Raw genomic sequence first — 15122 nt, forward strand, 5'->3', positions numbered from 1 at the left:
TCGATGCTCGTGGCGGCCGGGCAGGGCCGGCAATCCGCTAGTTTAACCACCCGCCGCGGGCACGATGTGCCCGGTGGCACGCGCGGCGGCGTTCAGTCGTCGCCGGCGGCGCGGCCCGCCTGGACCTGGGTTGGGGATCCATTGACCGTGGATTCGGCCCCCTCCGCCCGGGCGATCGCCGGCTGCGTTTCCGCGTCCGGCGCTTCGTCGACCACGAGCGCGGCGTAGGCCGGAGTGGGAACGAGCAGGTGCACCGCGCCCCCGTCGTGACGGATCCGCCCGGCAACGAACGCCGGGTTGAGCCGGCGCAGTCGCCGCGGGTCACGACCGTTGGCGTCCGCCCAGACGTCGACGCGGGTCACGTCGGTGGCCACCGGAACTGCCTCCAGCCGTGGCACCGGACGATCCAGCGCCTGCATCCACTGCTCCTGGTCCTCGGCCTCCTCGAGCAGGCAGGCCAGCGCCTGCAGCTTCCTCACGTAGGCGTGGGTGATGCCCGCCACGCCGGGCAGCGCTTCCGGCTTGGCATCGCGCGCGACCTGGCCCGACTTCCGCAGCGCGCCGAGGATGCGGTACTCGCCGGCGTTGTATGCCATGGCTGCCAGGCGCCAGTCACCGGCGAACATGCCGTGCAGGGTCTTGAGGTAGCGGACCGCCGCGCGGGTCGAGTCCACCGGGGACAGCCGGCCGTCGTAGCCACCGCGGATCGGTACTTTGTGGTTGCGTGCGGTGAGCTTGATCATCTGCCACATGCCGGCCGGCCCGAGGGGGCTGCGGGCGTCGGGCTTGTAGCCGCTTTCAACGAACGGGATGAGCGCGTACTCGCTCGGCAGGCTGGCCTTCTCCAGCGCGTCCAGGACGTAGCCGAACAGCGCGAGCGTGCCCTCGTCGGGCTGGGCGAGGCGGCCGGGTGCGGCAGCGAAGTGGGTGCGCCAGCGTTCGCTCACGCCAGCCGGGCAGGCCGGTGCGGACAGGCCGTCGCGGAACTGCCGGTAGATGTCATGGCCGGTGCGTGCCTCGGCTGCCGCCACCGGTCCGGCGATCGCGCCGGGGCCTGCGGCCGCGCTGGCCGCTGGCGTTGCCAGCATCCCCATCGACGCGCTGCACACCACCGCCAACGCGAACCTCCGCGTCCGGCCCCTCATGCGGCGAATCCGTCCTTCCAGCGCCGCAGGCCGGCGAACACCGCGGTCGCATCGGCCAGCGACTGGCCAACGTGGCGCTCTACTGCAGCCACTACGGCCGGCTCGCCGCAACGCAGGAACGGATTGCACGCGCGCTCATCGGCGATCGTGCTGGGCAGGGTCGGGCGTGCCTGGTCGCGCATGGCCTGGGCCTCTTCGGTTCGGCGTCGGAGCGCCTGGTTGTCGGGGTCGACCACGCGCGCGAAGGCGGCGTTGGACAACGTGTACTCGTGGCCGCAACACACCCGCGTGGAAGCGGGCAGGGCGGCCAGGCGCGATAGTGAATCGTGCATCTGCGCCGCGCTACCCTCGAAAAGCCGCCCGCAACCAAGGCTGAACAGGGTGTCCCCGCAGAACAGCAAGCGCTCCGCCGGGCCGTCGTGGAAGAACGCGACATGGCTGGTGGTGTGACCCGGGACGGCGATCACGTCGAAATGGAGGCCTGCGGCGCGTACCGAGTCGCCATCAGCGACGCGTTGTGTCGCCACTTCGATCCGCTCGTCATGCGGGGCGAGCACAGCAATCGCCGGCCAGCGCGCCCGGAGTCGCGCGGCGCCGCCGATGTGATCGTGGTGGTGGTGGGTGAGCAGGACGGCGTCGACGGCAAAGCCGCCCGCGTCAGCGGCGTGCAACACCGGTGCGGCATCGCCGGGGTCGACCACCAGTACGCCCGTGGCGCTTCTTACCAGCCAGATGTAGTTGTCGGACAGCGCGGGGAGTGCGTGCAGCTGCATCGGCGGCTCCTTGGGGGATGCGCCCGGTCTGGCGCAGAATGACCCGTCGCCATCCGGTGGCGAGGCTTCGCGACCATGCCCCTGACCGTGCCCGATCGTCAAACCGGGATCCACGCCGAGCCGCTCGACTGGTTCGGCGGGGTCGCGGGCCTGCGCCTGCTCGACGACGAAGCGCGTGCGGTGCAGCGCGTGATTGCCGCCTGCCCGGCGCTTCCGCGGCTTTGGCTGGGGGTGGGGGCCGCGTCGACCCCCCAGGTCGGCAACCGCGGACTGGCGTTGCGCCGTGGCGCGCAGTGGGATGGATCGATCCGCTGCGGCCTGCCGTTGCCACTGGCCAGCGAGGCGTTTGGTGCGGTGTTGTTGCAGCACGTGCTCGACGATGCCGGCGCGCCCGATGTGCTGCTGGGTGAGTGCGCACGCATCCTCGCCCCCGGCGGAACGCTATGGCTTGCCGCGCTCAACCCGTGGACCCCGTATCGCCTGCGCTGGGCGCGCAGTGGCCTGCGTGCGCGCGATCCGGGTTACTGGCAGTCGGCGTTGCGGCGCTGCGGATTCCCCGGCGGCGCGGTGAGTCTGCAATGGATCGGGTCGCACTGGCGCGAGGGTTCCGGCGGCGCCGGCGTCGGCGCCACCGATCGGCTGCGGGCGAGCTTCGCGCTCACGGTCAACAAGCGCGAGCGTGCCGTCATCCCGCCGGCGCGCCTGCAGCATTTGCGTTGGCAGGCCGGTCGCATTGCCGCCGCGGCGGACGCGCACTGCGAGGCGGCTGCACCGATAATGCGCGCATGACGAATGCGAAGAAGCAGGTTGAGATCCACACCGATGGCGCGTGCCTGGGCAACCCGGGTCCCGGCGGATGGGCCGCGCTGCTGCGATGTGCGGGGCGCGAGCGCGAGCTGGTCGGCGGCGAGGTCGACACCACCAACAACCGGATGGAGCTGATGGCGGCCATTGCCGCACTCGAGGCGTTGACCGCGCCGTGCGAGGTCGTGCTGCACACCGATTCCCAGTACGTGCGGCAGGGCATCACCCTGTGGATGGCCAACTGGCTGCGGCGCGGGTGGAAGACCTCCGGCGGCGACGCGGTGAAGAACCGGGACCTGTGGGAGCGGCTGCATGCCGCCGCGCAGCCCCACGTGGTCGACTGGCGCTGGGTCAAGGGCCACTCGGGCAACCCCGACAACGAGCGCGTCGACGTGCTGGCCCGCGACGAGGCCATCAAGCTGCGCACCGCGGCGGCCGTGCATGCGCGCTGAGGGTCGGCGACCCCGGCCGGCTCGCTTACACTGACGCCCATGCGCCAGGTCATCCTCGATACCGAAACCACCGGACTGAGCTGGGAGCGCGGCAACCGCGTCGTCGAGATCGGTTGCGTGGAGTTCATCGAACGCCGGCCGACCGGACGGACCTTCCACCGCTACCTCAATCCGGATCGCGAGTTCGAGCAGGGCGCGCAGGAAGTCACCGGGTTGACGCTGGAGTTCCTCGCCGACAAGCCGCGCTTTGCCGAGATCGTCGACGAGTTCCTCGAGTTCATCGATGGCGCCGAACTGGTGATCCACAACGCGGCATTCGACGTCGGCTTCCTCGACAACGAGTTGCGGATGGCCGGCGCCTCCTACGGCTGCCTGGGCGACCGTTGCCGGGTCGAGGACTCGCTGCTGCTCGCGCGCCAGCGGTTCCCCGGGCAGCGCAACTCGCTCGACGCGCTGTGCCGACGGCTCGGTGTTGACAACGGGCATCGCCAGTTGCATGGCGCGCTGCTCGATGCCCAACTGCTGGCGGAGGTGTACATCGGCCTGACCTCCGGCCAGGAAGAGATCGGTTTCGACGCGGCGGCGCCGGCGGTCGAGGCGGTTGCTGTACCGCGCTTCACCGCCGATACGTCCCGGTCGCGGCCGCGCATTGCGGTGGCGGCGGGCGAACTGGCCGCGCATGAGGCCCGCTTGGCGACGCTGCGCAAGAAGGCCGGGCAGGCACTGTGGGACCGGTTCTCCGAACCGGTGGCGGCCGAGCCGCAGGAGCCCGCACTGGCCGGCTGACCGGTCTGGCGCCGGTCAGTGCCGGCGCACCAGCACCACGGTCACGTTGTCCGAACCCCCGCCATCGAGCGCGGCCGCGACCAGCCGGTCCACGCATTCCTGCGCGCTGCAGTCGTCCTGCTCAAGTACCTGCGCGATGCTGCGGTCGTCGACTTCCTCCGTCAGGCCGTCGCTGCACAGCAGCAACTGCATGCCGGGGCGAAGCTCGCCGGTCATGGTTTCGACATTGAGGTTGCGCGGGTCGGTGACCCCGAGCGCCTGGGTGACGACGTTGCGGTGCGGGTGGCTGCGGGCCTGCTCGTGGGTGATCGCACCGTTGGCGATCAGCTCCTGCACGTAGCTGTGGTCCTGCGACAGTTGCGCCAGCTGGCCGTCGCGCCAGAGGTAGATTCGGCTGTCGCCGACCCAGGCGACCTCGAACCGGTTGCCGCTGATGCGTGCGGCGACCACGGTGGTGCCCATCGGCAGCGCGTCGTGGCGACGACGCGAGGTGCGCATGATCTCTTCATCGGCGATCCGGATCGCCTGCGCCAGCGGGGTGCCGTCGCGCACCTCGCGGACGATGGATTCGCGGGCGATCGCACTGGCCACCTCGCCGTACTCGTGCCCCCCCATGCCGTCGGCCACCAGCCACAGGCCCAGCTCGCTGTCGCCGTAGTAACTGTCCTCGTTGAGCTGGCGGCGCAGGCCGACGTGCGTCAGGTGTCCGAATTCGATCATGTGTCGATCATGCCTGTCGCGGTCGGCTCTTCAGATGGTTAACGGAATCATCGGGGCGGGCCGGCCTTGAGGCAAGGCGCACAAAAAAAGGGCTGCCGAGGCAGCCCTTGCGATCTGGCGGAGAGGGGGGGATTCGAACCCCCGGTACGCTATAAACGTACGCCTGATTTCGAATCAGGTACATTCAACCACTCTGCCACCTCTCCGGTTGCAGTCGAGCCGGAAATGATACGGGCGACCGCGCAACTCGGCAAGGTCCCCGGTGGCGCGGCCCCGGCGCGCGATAGACTGGGCGCCCCCTTTGTCAGAACGGCGGCGTCATGTCCGAAATCCTGGTCCCGGTGTCCTTTGGTGAACTGCTCGACAAGATCGCGATCCTGCAGATCAAGTCCGAGCGCATGAACGATCCCGCCAAGCTGGCCAACGTCCGCAACGAGCTCTCCGCGCTCGAGAAGACCTGGATGGCGCATCCGGCCGCCGGCACCGACATCGTCCGCCTGCGTGCGGAACTGAAGACGGTCAACGAGCGGCTGTGGGAGATCGAGGACGACATCCGCCTCAAGGAAAAGGCGCAGGCCTTCGACGAGGGCTTCGTCAAGCTCGCCCGCAGCGTCTACTTCGAGAACGACGAACGCGCGCGCATCAAGCGCGAGATCAACACCGCGCTGGGTTCGGCCTATGTCGAAGAGAAATCCTACGAGGACTACAAGGGCGGCAGCGCCCCCTGAGTTCCGTTGGCGGGTTCAGGCGGGGTGGTCGGCGCGATAGCGCTCGAACGCCGCGATTGCATCGTCCACGGTCACCAGCTCCATAACGCCGTCGTGCTCGATCTTGGTACCCCATTTGAGCTCCGCCGCCGGCTTGCCCAGGTAGCGCCGTGCCGCTGCGTCGTAGCGGTCGACGCAGTAGCGCCGGTCCGAGTACGGGCCGCTCCGCGCGGGGTTGCTGGCTGCATGCAGCCCCAGCACCTTGCTGCCCATCGCGTTGGCGATGTGCATCGGGCCGGAATCCGGGGTCATCACCAGGTCGGCGCGTTCCAGCAGCGCCGGCAGTTGCTTGAGCGTGTCCTTGCCGACCAGGTCCAGTACCGGTGCGGCCATCGCCGCGATGATTGCGTCGGCGGTATCGCGTTCCAGCTGGCTGCGGCCGCCACACAGCACCACCCGCCACCCGCGTGAGGCAGCGTGGTCGGCCACGGCGGCGTAGCGGTCGGCCAGCCAGTTGCGACGCACGTGGCTGGAGCAGGGGGAAATCATCAGCACCGGAACGCCGTCGGCAGGCCACTGGGCGGCGGCCCACTCACGCGCCTCCACCGGCACCGGCAGGTCCCAGCGCACCTGCTGCTGGCGAAGTCCCAGCGGCTCACAGAAGCTGCCGATCGCGTCCAGCACGTGGATGCCCGGCCGGTCCGGGATCCGATGGTTCACGAACAGCCCGTGGCCGTCCTTCGCGCGCGCCCGGTCGTAGCCGACCCGCACACGTGCCGGGATGAAAGCCGACAACAGGTTGGCCCGCGCGGCGACCTGCATCTGCAGCAGCACATCCGCGCGGCCGCCGCGCGCGCGCAACTGCCGGCGCAGCGCGCGCATGCCAGCCAGCCCCGACTTCTTGTCGTACTCGACGAACGCCACGCCTTCGAGTCCTTCCAGCAGGCGGTGCTCGCCCTTGCCGATCACCCATGTCAGCGCGACCTCTGGCCACGCCGCTCGAAGCGTCCGCACCAGGGGCACCACGTGGGTCACGTCGCCCAGCGCCGAAAGCCGCAGCAGGCAGATGGAAGCAGGTGCGGGCGGGATGTGAATTGGTATGCTCCGGGAGATGACGGGGTATGACGCCGCTGAAGGACTGACGCCGTTCCGGGACGACAGCGGGTTCGGCGCGATTCTGTTCGACCTCACAAGGGTGCGGCAAGTCGAGCCGGAGTGGTTCACGCCGGCCTGGTGGGAAGACCGGGCGCGTCCGGTCGAGAGCGGCGGGCGCGGCGGTGCGTGGTTCATCGACGCCGACTTCGGGCCTGCGGTACTGCGGCGCTACCTGCGCGGCGGCCTGGTCGCCCATATCAGCCGCGACCGCTACCTGTGGCGCGGCGCGGCGCGGACCCGCAGTTTTGCCGAGTTCCGCCTGACCCGGGCGGCGGCCGAGAAGGGCGTGCCGGTGCCGCGGCCGATCGCCGCCTATTACCGTCGCGAAGGTGCGCACTACCGGGCCGCGATCCTGATCGAGCGGCTGCCCAACGTGCGCACGCTGGCCGACCGCTCCGCGGTGGCCGGAGACGGGGCGCCGTGGGAAGAGGCGGGCCGGCTGGTGGCGCGTGCGCACCGGGCCGGGCTCGACCACGCCGACCTCAACGCGCATAACCTGATGTTCGATCCGACCGGCAAGGGCTGGGTGATCGATCTGGACCGGAGCCGGCTGCACATCCCGGCCACCGGCTGGCGCGAGCGCAACCTCGCCCGGCTGAAGCGCTCGTTGCTGAAGGTGCGCGGCGAGCGTCCGGCCGATGCCGTGGAGCGCGACTTCGCGCGCCTGCGCGGCGCCTACGACAGCACCTGGGCCAAGGGGTACTGAGATGGCCTGGTCGCTGCGCCTGCACGGGGTCGGCAACGCATCGGCCGTCGAACTGGGCTCGGCGATGGCCACGATCGAACGCGATGGTCGCCCATGGTTGACCATCGATTGCGGCGGCGAGGGCCTGACCGCCTGCATGGACGAGTACGGCGAGGCTCCGCGGGCGCTGTTCATCACCCACACCCACCTCGACCACGTCGCCGGGTTCGAGCGGCTGTTCGTCGAGAGCTATTTCAACGAGGCGCGGCGCGGCCGGGTGCGCGTGTACGTGCCGGCGCGGCTGGTACACCTGCTGCACCAGCGCGTGGGCGACTACCCCAACCCGCTGGCCGAGGGCGGCGCGAACTTCTGGGATGCGTTCCAGGTGATCCCGGTGGGCGATGCGTTCTGGCACGACGGCGTGCGGCTGGAGGTGTTCCCGACGAGGCACCACTGGCCCGACACCGCCTTCGGCCTGCGCCTGCACGGCAGCCTGGTCTGGACCGGCGACACCCGCCCGATCCCCGAGGTACTGGCGCGGTTCGCCGACGCCGGTGAACTGGTTGCCCACGACTGTGCGCTGCACGGGAACCCGTCGCACAGCGGGATCGAGGATCTGGAACGCGAGTACCCGCGCGCGCTGCTCGAGCGCTGCCTGCTGTACCACTACGCCAGCGCGGCGGAGGGCGAGGTACTGGCGGCGCGCGGCTACCGGGTCGGTCTGCCGGGGGAGCGGGTCGCGCTGCGCGACACGACGGCGATGCGGGCGGGGTAGGCGCTCTCGGCACGTCCGGCGTCGCGAATGGCGATGGCCCCGCCGGCTGACCTCGGCACCCGCGTCAGTCGATACCGTTGCTGCCTTCCGGCCCTGGCGGAGTTTTCGACCTAGCGTCGCGAGGGGCCGACGGGGCCACCATGGATGGTTGCGGTGAAGCTGCTGCGTCCGTGCAAACCTGAAACTGCGTGAACTGGCGGAGAGAGGGGGATTCGAACCCCCGAAGCGCGGTTTAGACGCTTACACACTTTCCAGGCGTGCTCCTTCAACCACTCGGACACCTCTCCGCACCTGGGCCACGCAGCCCCGAATGCGGCATCCGGCCGCCAACAGGGCCGCAAATTCTAGCTGTCGCGGGGGCTGTGGACAAGGGCGACGTGCCAGGCCGCAGGTGCCGCGCGATGGCCGTGGCACAATGCCGGGACCGGCTGCGCGGCGCGTCCGCGCCCGCAATCCCGCCCCCCGCCGCTCAACCAGGGATCCCGATGTCCTATCTCGTCCTCGCCCGCAAGTGGCGCCCCCGGCGCTTCTCCGAACTGGTCGGGCAGGAGCACGTGGTGCGCGCGCTGAGCAACGCGCTCGATACCGGCCGCGTCCACCATGCGTTCCTGTTCACCGGCACCCGCGGCGTCGGCAAGACCACCATCGCGCGCATCTTCGCCAAGTCGCTCAACTGCGAGCGTGGCACCTCGGCCGAACCCTGCGGCGAGTGCAATTCCTGCAAGGACATCGACGCCGGCCGCTTCCTCGACCTGCTCGAGATCGACGCGGCCTCCAACACCGGTGTCGACGACGTCCGCGAGGTGATCGACAACGCCCAGTACATGCCGTCGCGCGGGCGAATGAAGGTCTACCTCATCGACGAGGTCCACATGCTGTCCAAGCCGGCGTTCAACGCGCTGCTTAAGACGCTCGAGGAGCCGCCGGGGCACGTCAAGTTCCTGCTCGCCACCACCGATCCGCAGAAGCTGCCGGTGACCGTGCTGTCGCGTTGCCTGCAGTTCAACCTCAAGCGGCTCGACGAGGACCAGATCGGTGGCCAGATCACCCGCATCCTCGAGGCCGAAGGCATCGCGGTCGAGCCCGGGGCGGTGCGCCAGCTCAGCCGCGCCGCCGACGGGAGCCTGCGCGACGGCCTGTCGCTGCTCGACCAGGCCATTGCCTACACCGGCGGCCAGCTGACCGACGCGGCGGTGGCCACCATGCTCGGAACGGTGGACCGTACCCGCGTGGGCGCGCTTCTCAATGCACTCGCCGGCGGCGACGGCGAGGCCCTGATGGCCGAGGTGGCCGCGCTCGCCGAGTTCTCGCCCGACTGGTCCGGCGTGCTGGAGGCATTGACCGAGACGCTGCACCGGCTGCAGGTGCGCCAGCTGGTGCCGGCGGCGGCGATGGAGGCCGACGGCGTCGCATTGGATGCGCTGGCCGATGCGGTCCGGCCCGAACTGGTCCAGCTCTGGTACCAGATGGCGCTGCATGGCCGCCGCGACCTGCCGCTGGCACCGAGCCCGCGCGCCGGATTCGAGATGACCGTGCTGCGCATGCTGGCCTTCCGGCCATCGGGCGGGGAGGGCGTCCGCGCCGGTATCCCGTCTGCCCGGGTGCCGTCATCCGCGACCACCACGCCAGACGCCGCATCGCCGACGGTCGCCACGACGCGTGCGGCGGTCGAAACGCCTGCACCGCGCAACGAACCGCCTGCCCGCGAGGTCATCCACGAGCGGGAAGCAGCGCCGGTTGCTGAAGCTTCCGACGAACCTCCGCCGGTCGCCGCACGTGCCGTCGACGACGACCGCGCCGCCGACGGCATCGTTGACGAGGACGGCTGGATCGACTGGGTCGGCGGCAGCACGCTGCGCGGGCCGGCCCGGGTGCTGGCCGAACACGCGGGGTTTATCGGCAGCGACGCCGGCGTGCTGCGCCTGAGCCTGTCCGCCGACGACGAGATGCTCAAGCTGCCAGTGCTGGTGGACGAGATCGCCGACGCACTCGCGCCGGTGTTCGGCAGCCGCCCGCAATTGCGCTTCGAAACCGCCGACAGCCCGGCCCAATCCCTCCGCCAGCGTACCGAGCGCGCGCGCGATGAACGCCAGGCAGCCGCCGAGGAAGCGTTCATGGGCGACCCCGAAGTCCAGCGCCTGATCAACCAGCACGGCGCGCGCCTGGTGCCGGATTCCATCCGCCCCTACGACGCCGCCTGACACCGCCCCATCCTTCAACAAGACGAGTACACGAACATGCGCGGAAACATCGCCCAACTCATGCAGCAAGCGCAGAAGATGCAGGAAAACATGCAGCGCGCGCAGGAAGAACTGGCCAGCATCGAGGTGACCGGCAACGCCGGCGGCGGCATGGTCAGCGTTACCCTGACCGGCCGCATGGAGTGCCGCAAGGTGCGCATCGACCCCAGCGTCATCACGGATGCGGAAATGACCGAGGACCTGGTTGCCGCCGCCATCAACGACGCCGTCAACAAGGTCAACGCGGCCTCCCAGGAAAAGATGGGCGCGGCCACCGCGGGCATGCAGCTGCCGCCCGGCATGAAGATGCCGTTCTGATCCTGCCGCTTCCGCATCGATGACGTCCCCCCTGCTCGAACAGCTGGTCGAGGCCTTCCGGGTCCTGCCCGGGGTTGGCCAGAAGTCGGCCCAGCGCATGGCCTACCACGTGCTCGAACGCGAGCGCGCCGGGGGTCGGCGGCTTGCCGATGCCCTCGCCGCGGCGGTCGAGAAGATCGGCCACTGCGTGCGCTGCCGTGACTTCAGCGAGGAGGAGGTCTGCGCTACCTGCGCCAGCGCTTCGCGCGACGTGCACCAGCTTTGCGTGGTCGAGACGCCGGCCGACCGGCTCGCGATAGAACAGGCGACCGGCTATCGCGGCCTGTACTACGTGCTGCAGGGGCGGCTGAGCCCGCTGGACGGCATCGGCCCCGGTGAGCTCGGGCTGGACCGGCTCGGCGCGCGCCTGGCCGAGGGCGAGGTATCGGAGATGATCATCGCGACCAACCCGACGGTCGAAGGCGAGGCCACCGCCCACTACCTTGGCCAGCTGGCGCGCCAGCACGGTGTCCGTCCCAGCCGCCTGGCCCACGGCGTACCGCTGGGCGGCGAGCTGGAGTACGTCGATCGCGGGACGCTGTCGCATGCGTTCGGCACCCGCAGCGAGATGACCTGAAGCACTCCGGAGCACACCCATGACCGACGACACCATCTTCGGCAAGATCATCCGGCGCGAGATTCCGGCCGACATCGTCCATGAGGACGAGCACCTGATCGCCTTTCGCGACATCGCGCCGCAGGCACCGGTGCACGTGCTGTTCGTGCCCAAGACGCCGGTCGCCACGCTCAACGACCTGCAATCGTCCCAGGCGGACATCATCGGGCGGCTCGCGCTGGCGGCTGCCAACTACGCCAGGCAGCAGGGCTTCGACGAGGATGGCTACCGGATCGTGATGAACTGCAACGAGCACGGCGGCCAGACCGTGTTCCAGATCCACATGCACCTGCTCGCCGGTGCCCCGCTGGGCAGGTTCGGCACGCCGCAGCGCGTCGCCGACGCCGGCTGACCGCTTTCGCGCCCGGTTAAGCCTCGCCGGGTTCTCCTGCTTGCCGCCCCCATTCCCCTCATACAGACTGCCGGCATGACCTTCCGCTTCGCGACACTCATCCTCGTGCTGGCCCTGTCGGCCTGCGGCTTCCACCTGCGTGGCGCAATGGCGCTGCCGTACAACCTCGATCCGGTGAAGGTGGTCTCGACCGACCGCTACAGCCCGCTCGCCCTGACCCTGGCCGAGGCGCTGACGCGTGCCGGTGCCACGCCGGCAACCGCCGACACGGAAAACCCGGCGGTCCTGGAACTGCTGGCCGAGCGCTGGGGCGATACCCCGGTCAGCGTCGACGAGCGCGGTCGCGCGCAGGAGTTCAGCCTGCGCTACGCAGTGGTGTTCGAGCTGCGCAATGGTGACGGCACGCTGCTGGTGCCGCGGCAGAACATCGAACTCTCGCGCGACTACATTTCGGTGCCGGAGGCCTCCATCGGCACCGAGGGCGAGCGCGACATCCTCGTGCGCGAAATGCGCCGGGAGATGGCCGCCTCGGTGTTGCGTCGTATCGACGCGGCCGCCTCCGAGGGCGGTGTGGTCGGCGCCGACAAGGTGTTCATCGAGTTGACCGACGCGGCCGAGGCCGCGATGGAAGCCGCCAACGCGATGCCGTTGCCCGACGTGGAAACGGCGCCGGCGGCCGACGCCGCCGACGACAAGGCGCCCGCGCAGCCGGCGCCCGAGCCCGACCCCGCGAACTGAGATGGAGCTGAAGCCGGAACAGCTGGCCGCCCAGCTCGAAGCCGGCCCGCTGTTGCCGGCGTACCTGATCGCCGGCACCGAGGTCCTGCGCGTGCTGGAAGGCGCCGATGCGGTGCGTGCGGCCGCCCGCGCCCAGGGCATCGACGAGCGCGAAGTGTTCGAGTTCGATGGCCGGCAGAGCGAGGACGACTGGAACGCCCTGCACGCGAGCCTGGCCGCGCCGAGCCTGTTTGCGAGCCGCCGCCTGATCGAGGTGCGCATCCCCTCCGGCAAGCCGGCCAAGCCGGGCGCGCAGATGATCGTCGACTATTGCCAGGCGCCGCCGCCGGACGTGGTGCTGCTGGTCACGACGGGCGACTGGTCGAGGAAGCATTCCGGCAAGTGGAGCGATGCCATCGGCCGCATCGGCAAGGTCGCGGTGGGCTGGCCGGTCAAGCCGCACGAGCTGCCCGACTGGATCGGTCAGCGCCTGCGTTCGCGTGGCCTGCAGGCCGACCGCGACGCGATCCAGCGGCTGGCCGAGCGGGTGGACGGCAACCTGCTGGCTGCCGCACAGGAAGTCGACAAATTGGCCCTGCTGGCCGACGGCGGGCGCCTGGACGTGGCCCGGATGGACGCCCTGGTGGCCGATGCGGCGCGCTTCGACGTGTTCCGCGTGCTCGACGCGGCCATGAACGGCCAGGCCGCACAGGTGGCGCGCATGCTGGCGCGCCTGCGGTCCGAAGGCGAAGCCGTGCCGGCACTGCTCGGCATGGTGGTGATGGAACTGCAACGCACCGCGGCGCTGGCGCGGATCAAGGCGGCCGGCGGCAACCTGTCGACCGAGTTCAAGGCGCAGCGCATCTGGGACTCCAAGCAGCCGATGTACCAGCGCGCGCTGCAGCGCCACCCTGCGCCGCGCTGGGATGCGTTCGTGTCGCAGGCGGGGCGGGTCGACCGCATCGCCAAGGGACGTGGTGTCCGGGGCGAGGACCCGGCCGACGCATGGCTTGCGCTGGAGCGGCTGTTGCTGGCCGTGGCCGAACCGCGTGCGACCCGGATGCTCGCGCGTGCCTGAGGTCGCCGTCCCGGCGCCTGCGTTGACCGTGTTCTACGGCGGCACCTTCGACCCGGTCCATTGGGGCCATCTCGGCGTGGCCCGGCATGCGCGCGACCGGCTGGACGCGACGATCCGGCTGATGCCCGCCGCCGACCCGCCGCACCGGGCGCCTCCGGGCGCCGATGCGGTCCACCGGGCGCGGATGCTCGACCTCGCGGTTGCGGGTGAGCCGCGGCTCACGGTGGACCGGCGCGAGCTGCAGCGGGCGACGCCCTCGTACAGCATCGACACGCTGCACGAGGTCCGCCGCGAACTGGGACCCAAAGCCCCGGTCGCGCTACTGATCGGCGCCGACAGCCTGCTGGGCCTGTCGGGCTGGAAAGACTGGCAGGCCCTGTTCGGCCTCGCCCATTTCATCGTCGCCGAGCGTCCTGGCGTCGATATCGGCCGTTCGGTGCTGCCTGGACCGATTGCGGCATTCCTCGCCGATCGCTGGACGGACGCCGTCGCAGCCTTGCACCAGGTGCCGGCGGGTCGGGTGCTGCGACTGCGCCAGCCGCTCCAGCACGGCTCGGCCACCGAGATCCGGGCGCGGGTCGCCGCCGGGCAACCGCTGGACGGGCTGGTGCCCCCGGCGGTGGCCGCCTACATCGCCCGTCACCGCCTGTATGCAGCCCGGGACGCATCCTCGGCACGGTTATAATCCGCCTCCACCCGTTCCCAGAGTCCGCACTTGACCACACCCGCCCAAGTCATCAAGACCCGCCTGCCGAGCCCCCCACCCGCCGTCGAGGACCTGCTGCAGGCCGTACGCGAAGCGGTGGCGGAGTTGAAGGCCAAGGACACGGTCGAGATCGACGTGCGAGGCAAGAGCAGCGTCACCGACTTCATGGTGGTCGCCTCCGGCACGTCGTCGCGCCACGTCAAGTCGATCGCCGACGAGGTGGTCAAGTTCGCCAAGCGTCTGGACGTAATGCCGCTCGGCGTGGAAGGCGAGCGCGAGGCCGAGTGGGTGCTGGTGGACCTGGGCGACGTCGTCGTCCACGTGATGTTGCCGCGGGTGCGCGAGTTCTATGCGCTCGAGCGCCTGTGGACGGTCGGCGACGAGCCGCCGGAAGGCATCGACGAGTACGGCGACGACCACAGCGACGAGCAGGTTGACGACGGCTACCTGCGCGACAACTGATTCGCGCGGAGCGTCATCGCCTGCATTGACGGCGCCTTCGGGCGCCGTCCTGCGTTTGGGCGTGCACCGGTCGCACCGTAGGATGCCCGGATGAAAGCGAAACTGATTGCGGTGGGCGAGCGCGCGCCACGCTGGGTGGCCGAGGGTTTCGAGGAGTACCGCAAGCGGTTGTCGCACTGGTTGCCGCTGGAGCTCGTCGAAGTCGAACCCGGCGTCCGTGGCAAGAACCGCGACGTCGCCCGGGCCACCGCGGACGAGGGCGCGCGGGTGCTCGCCGCGTTGTCGAAGTCGCCGCTGGTGGTCACGCTCGATGGTCGAGGACGGCCGTGGAGCTCCGAGCAACTGGCGCAGCGGCTCGAGCACTGGCGCGGGCAGGGCCGCGACCTGGTGTTGCTGATCGGCGGGCCGGAAGGCCACGCCGACGACGTGCTGGCGCGGGCGGACGAATCCTGGTCGCTGGGACCGCTGACGTTGCCGCACATGCTGGTCAGGCTGGTCGCCGCCGAGCAGCTGTACCGGGCGGCGGCCATGCTCGCCAACCATCCGTACCACCGCGCCTGACCTGGGAAGGGCGCCGCGAATTCGCGGCGCC

19 protein-coding genes, 2 tRNA genes and 1 other RNA gene are annotated in these 15122 nt (G+C 70.3%); 15 read left to right on the plus strand and 7 right to left on the minus strand.

Going from position 1 to position 15122, the window contains the following annotated elements:
* Positions 1–92: 92 nt before the first annotated feature.
* Together ACKVMH_RS02245 and gloB are read right to left on the minus strand one after the other, a co-directional pair.
* Complete coding sequence (locus tag ACKVMH_RS02245; RefSeq protein ID WP_412699075.1) at positions 93–1145, minus strand: lytic transglycosylase domain-containing protein; 1053 nt, start codon at positions 1143–1145, stop codon at positions 93–95.
* A complete protein-coding gene (gloB, locus tag ACKVMH_RS02250; RefSeq protein ID WP_412699076.1) occupies positions 1142–1918 on the minus strand; it encodes a hydroxyacylglutathione hydrolase in 777 nt (258 codons plus the stop codon). Before gloB ends, ACKVMH_RS02245 begins: the two co-directional genes overlap by 4 nt.
* A 75-nt stretch (positions 1919–1993) precedes the next feature.
* Between gloB and ACKVMH_RS02255 the strand changes: the two genes are divergently transcribed.
* Genes ACKVMH_RS02255 through dnaQ form a run of 3 tightly spaced genes read left to right on the plus strand, consistent with a single transcriptional unit; the run spans position 1994 to position 3960 of the window.
* Entirely contained in the window at positions 1994–2707 is a 714-nt protein-coding gene (locus tag ACKVMH_RS02255; RefSeq protein WP_215218378.1) for a methyltransferase domain-containing protein, read from the plus strand.
* Positions 2704–3174 (plus strand): ribonuclease HI, encoded by a 471-nt coding sequence (gene rnhA / locus ACKVMH_RS02260; RefSeq protein ID WP_215218377.1) that lies wholly within the window; start codon positions 2704–2706, stop codon positions 3172–3174. The genes ACKVMH_RS02255 and rnhA overlap by 4 nt, the downstream gene beginning before the upstream one ends.
* Positions 3175–3213: 39 nt before the next feature.
* The gene (gene dnaQ / locus ACKVMH_RS02265; RefSeq protein WP_412699077.1) at positions 3214–3960 is read left to right on the plus strand and encodes a DNA polymerase III subunit epsilon; all 747 of its coding nucleotides are present in this window, start codon (positions 3214–3216) and stop codon (positions 3958–3960) included.
* 15 nt (positions 3961–3975) lie between these two features.
* Here dnaQ and ACKVMH_RS02270 read toward each other — a convergent pair whose 3' ends face one another.
* Both ACKVMH_RS02270 and ACKVMH_RS02275 read right to left on the minus strand, forming a co-directional pair.
* Complete coding sequence (locus ACKVMH_RS02270) at positions 3976–4680, minus strand: Stp1/IreP family PP2C-type Ser/Thr phosphatase (RefSeq protein WP_215218375.1); 705 nt, start codon at positions 4678–4680, stop codon at positions 3976–3978.
* A gap of 115 nt (positions 4681–4795) precedes the next feature.
* Positions 4796–4886: transfer RNA gene (locus ACKVMH_RS02275), tRNA-Ser, on the minus strand.
* Between the two features lie 114 nt (positions 4887–5000).
* Here ACKVMH_RS02275 and ACKVMH_RS02280 point away from each other — a divergent pair.
* On the plus strand, positions 5001–5408 hold the full coding sequence (locus ACKVMH_RS02280; protein ID WP_412699078.1) for a DUF6165 family protein: 408 nt from the start codon (positions 5001–5003) through the stop codon (positions 5406–5408).
* A 15-nt stretch (positions 5409–5423) separates the two neighbouring features.
* On the opposite strand, the gene ACKVMH_RS02285 is transcribed toward ACKVMH_RS02280, so the two are convergent.
* Positions 5424–6476 (minus strand): glycosyltransferase family 9 protein, encoded by a 1053-nt coding sequence (locus ACKVMH_RS02285; RefSeq protein WP_412699093.1) that lies wholly within the window; start codon positions 6474–6476, stop codon positions 5424–5426.
* 22 nt (positions 6477–6498) lie between these two features.
* Between ACKVMH_RS02285 and ACKVMH_RS02290 the strand changes: the two genes are divergently transcribed.
* Positions 6499–7248 (plus strand): 3-deoxy-D-manno-octulosonic acid kinase, encoded by a 750-nt coding sequence (locus tag ACKVMH_RS02290; RefSeq protein ID WP_215218373.1) that lies wholly within the window; start codon positions 6499–6501, stop codon positions 7246–7248.
* A 1-nt stretch (position 7249) separates the two neighbouring features.
* Positions 7250–8002, plus strand: a complete 753-nt coding sequence (locus ACKVMH_RS02295) for an MBL fold metallo-hydrolase (RefSeq protein ID WP_412699079.1) — start codon at positions 7250–7252, stop codon at positions 8000–8002.
* 36 nt (positions 8003–8038) lie between these two features.
* Here ACKVMH_RS02295 and ffs read toward each other — a convergent pair.
* Together ffs and ACKVMH_RS02305 are read right to left on the minus strand one after the other, a co-directional pair.
* Positions 8039–8135: signal recognition particle sRNA small type (ffs, locus tag ACKVMH_RS02300), an RNA gene on the minus strand.
* Between the two features lie 61 nt (positions 8136–8196).
* Positions 8197–8289 (minus strand) — tRNA-Ser (locus ACKVMH_RS02305).
* A gap of 198 nt (positions 8290–8487) precedes the next feature.
* Between ACKVMH_RS02305 and dnaX the strand changes: the two genes are divergently transcribed.
* The 9 genes from dnaX (at position 8488) to rlmH (ending at position 15091) form a co-directional block, all read left to right on the plus strand.
* On the plus strand, positions 8488–10203 hold the full coding sequence (gene dnaX, locus ACKVMH_RS02310) for a DNA polymerase III subunit gamma/tau (RefSeq protein ID WP_412699080.1): 1716 nt from the start codon (positions 8488–8490) through the stop codon (positions 10201–10203).
* A 36-nt stretch (positions 10204–10239) separates the two neighbouring features.
* A complete protein-coding gene (locus ACKVMH_RS02315; RefSeq protein ID WP_215218370.1) occupies positions 10240–10560 on the plus strand; it encodes a YbaB/EbfC family nucleoid-associated protein in 321 nt (106 codons plus the stop codon).
* Positions 10561–10579: 19 nt separating this feature from the next.
* The gene (recR, locus tag ACKVMH_RS02320) at positions 10580–11176 is read left to right on the plus strand and encodes a recombination mediator RecR (protein WP_215218369.1); all 597 of its coding nucleotides are present in this window, start codon (positions 10580–10582) and stop codon (positions 11174–11176) included.
* 19 nt (positions 11177–11195) lie between these two features.
* The gene (locus ACKVMH_RS02325; protein WP_412699081.1) at positions 11196–11567 is read left to right on the plus strand and encodes a histidine triad nucleotide-binding protein; all 372 of its coding nucleotides are present in this window, start codon (positions 11196–11198) and stop codon (positions 11565–11567) included.
* Between the two features lie 75 nt (positions 11568–11642).
* The gene (locus tag ACKVMH_RS02330) at positions 11643–12305 is read left to right on the plus strand and encodes an LPS-assembly lipoprotein LptE (RefSeq protein WP_412699082.1); all 663 of its coding nucleotides are present in this window, start codon (positions 11643–11645) and stop codon (positions 12303–12305) included.
* Position 12306: 1 nt separating this feature from the next.
* The gene (gene holA / locus ACKVMH_RS02335; RefSeq protein WP_412699083.1) at positions 12307–13362 is read left to right on the plus strand and encodes a DNA polymerase III subunit delta; all 1056 of its coding nucleotides are present in this window, start codon (positions 12307–12309) and stop codon (positions 13360–13362) included.
* Between the two features lie 28 nt (positions 13363–13390).
* Positions 13391–14047: a nicotinate-nucleotide adenylyltransferase gene (nadD, locus tag ACKVMH_RS02340; protein ID WP_412699084.1), complete on the plus strand. Its 657-nt coding sequence runs from the start codon at positions 13391–13393 to the stop codon at positions 14045–14047.
* A gap of 30 nt (positions 14048–14077) precedes the next feature.
* Entirely contained in the window at positions 14078–14530 is a 453-nt protein-coding gene (gene rsfS, locus ACKVMH_RS02345; RefSeq protein WP_412699085.1) for a ribosome silencing factor, read from the plus strand.
* Positions 14531–14620: 90 nt separating this feature from the next.
* Entirely contained in the window at positions 14621–15091 is a 471-nt protein-coding gene (gene rlmH / locus ACKVMH_RS02350; RefSeq protein WP_412699086.1) for a 23S rRNA (pseudouridine(1915)-N(3))-methyltransferase RlmH, read from the plus strand.
* The last annotated feature ends 31 nt before the right edge of the window (positions 15092–15122 follow it).

This window comes from Lysobacter zhanggongensis (assembly GCF_046638635.1).
GTDB classification, from domain to species: Bacteria; Pseudomonadota; Gammaproteobacteria; order Xanthomonadales; family Xanthomonadaceae; genus Novilysobacter; species Novilysobacter luteus.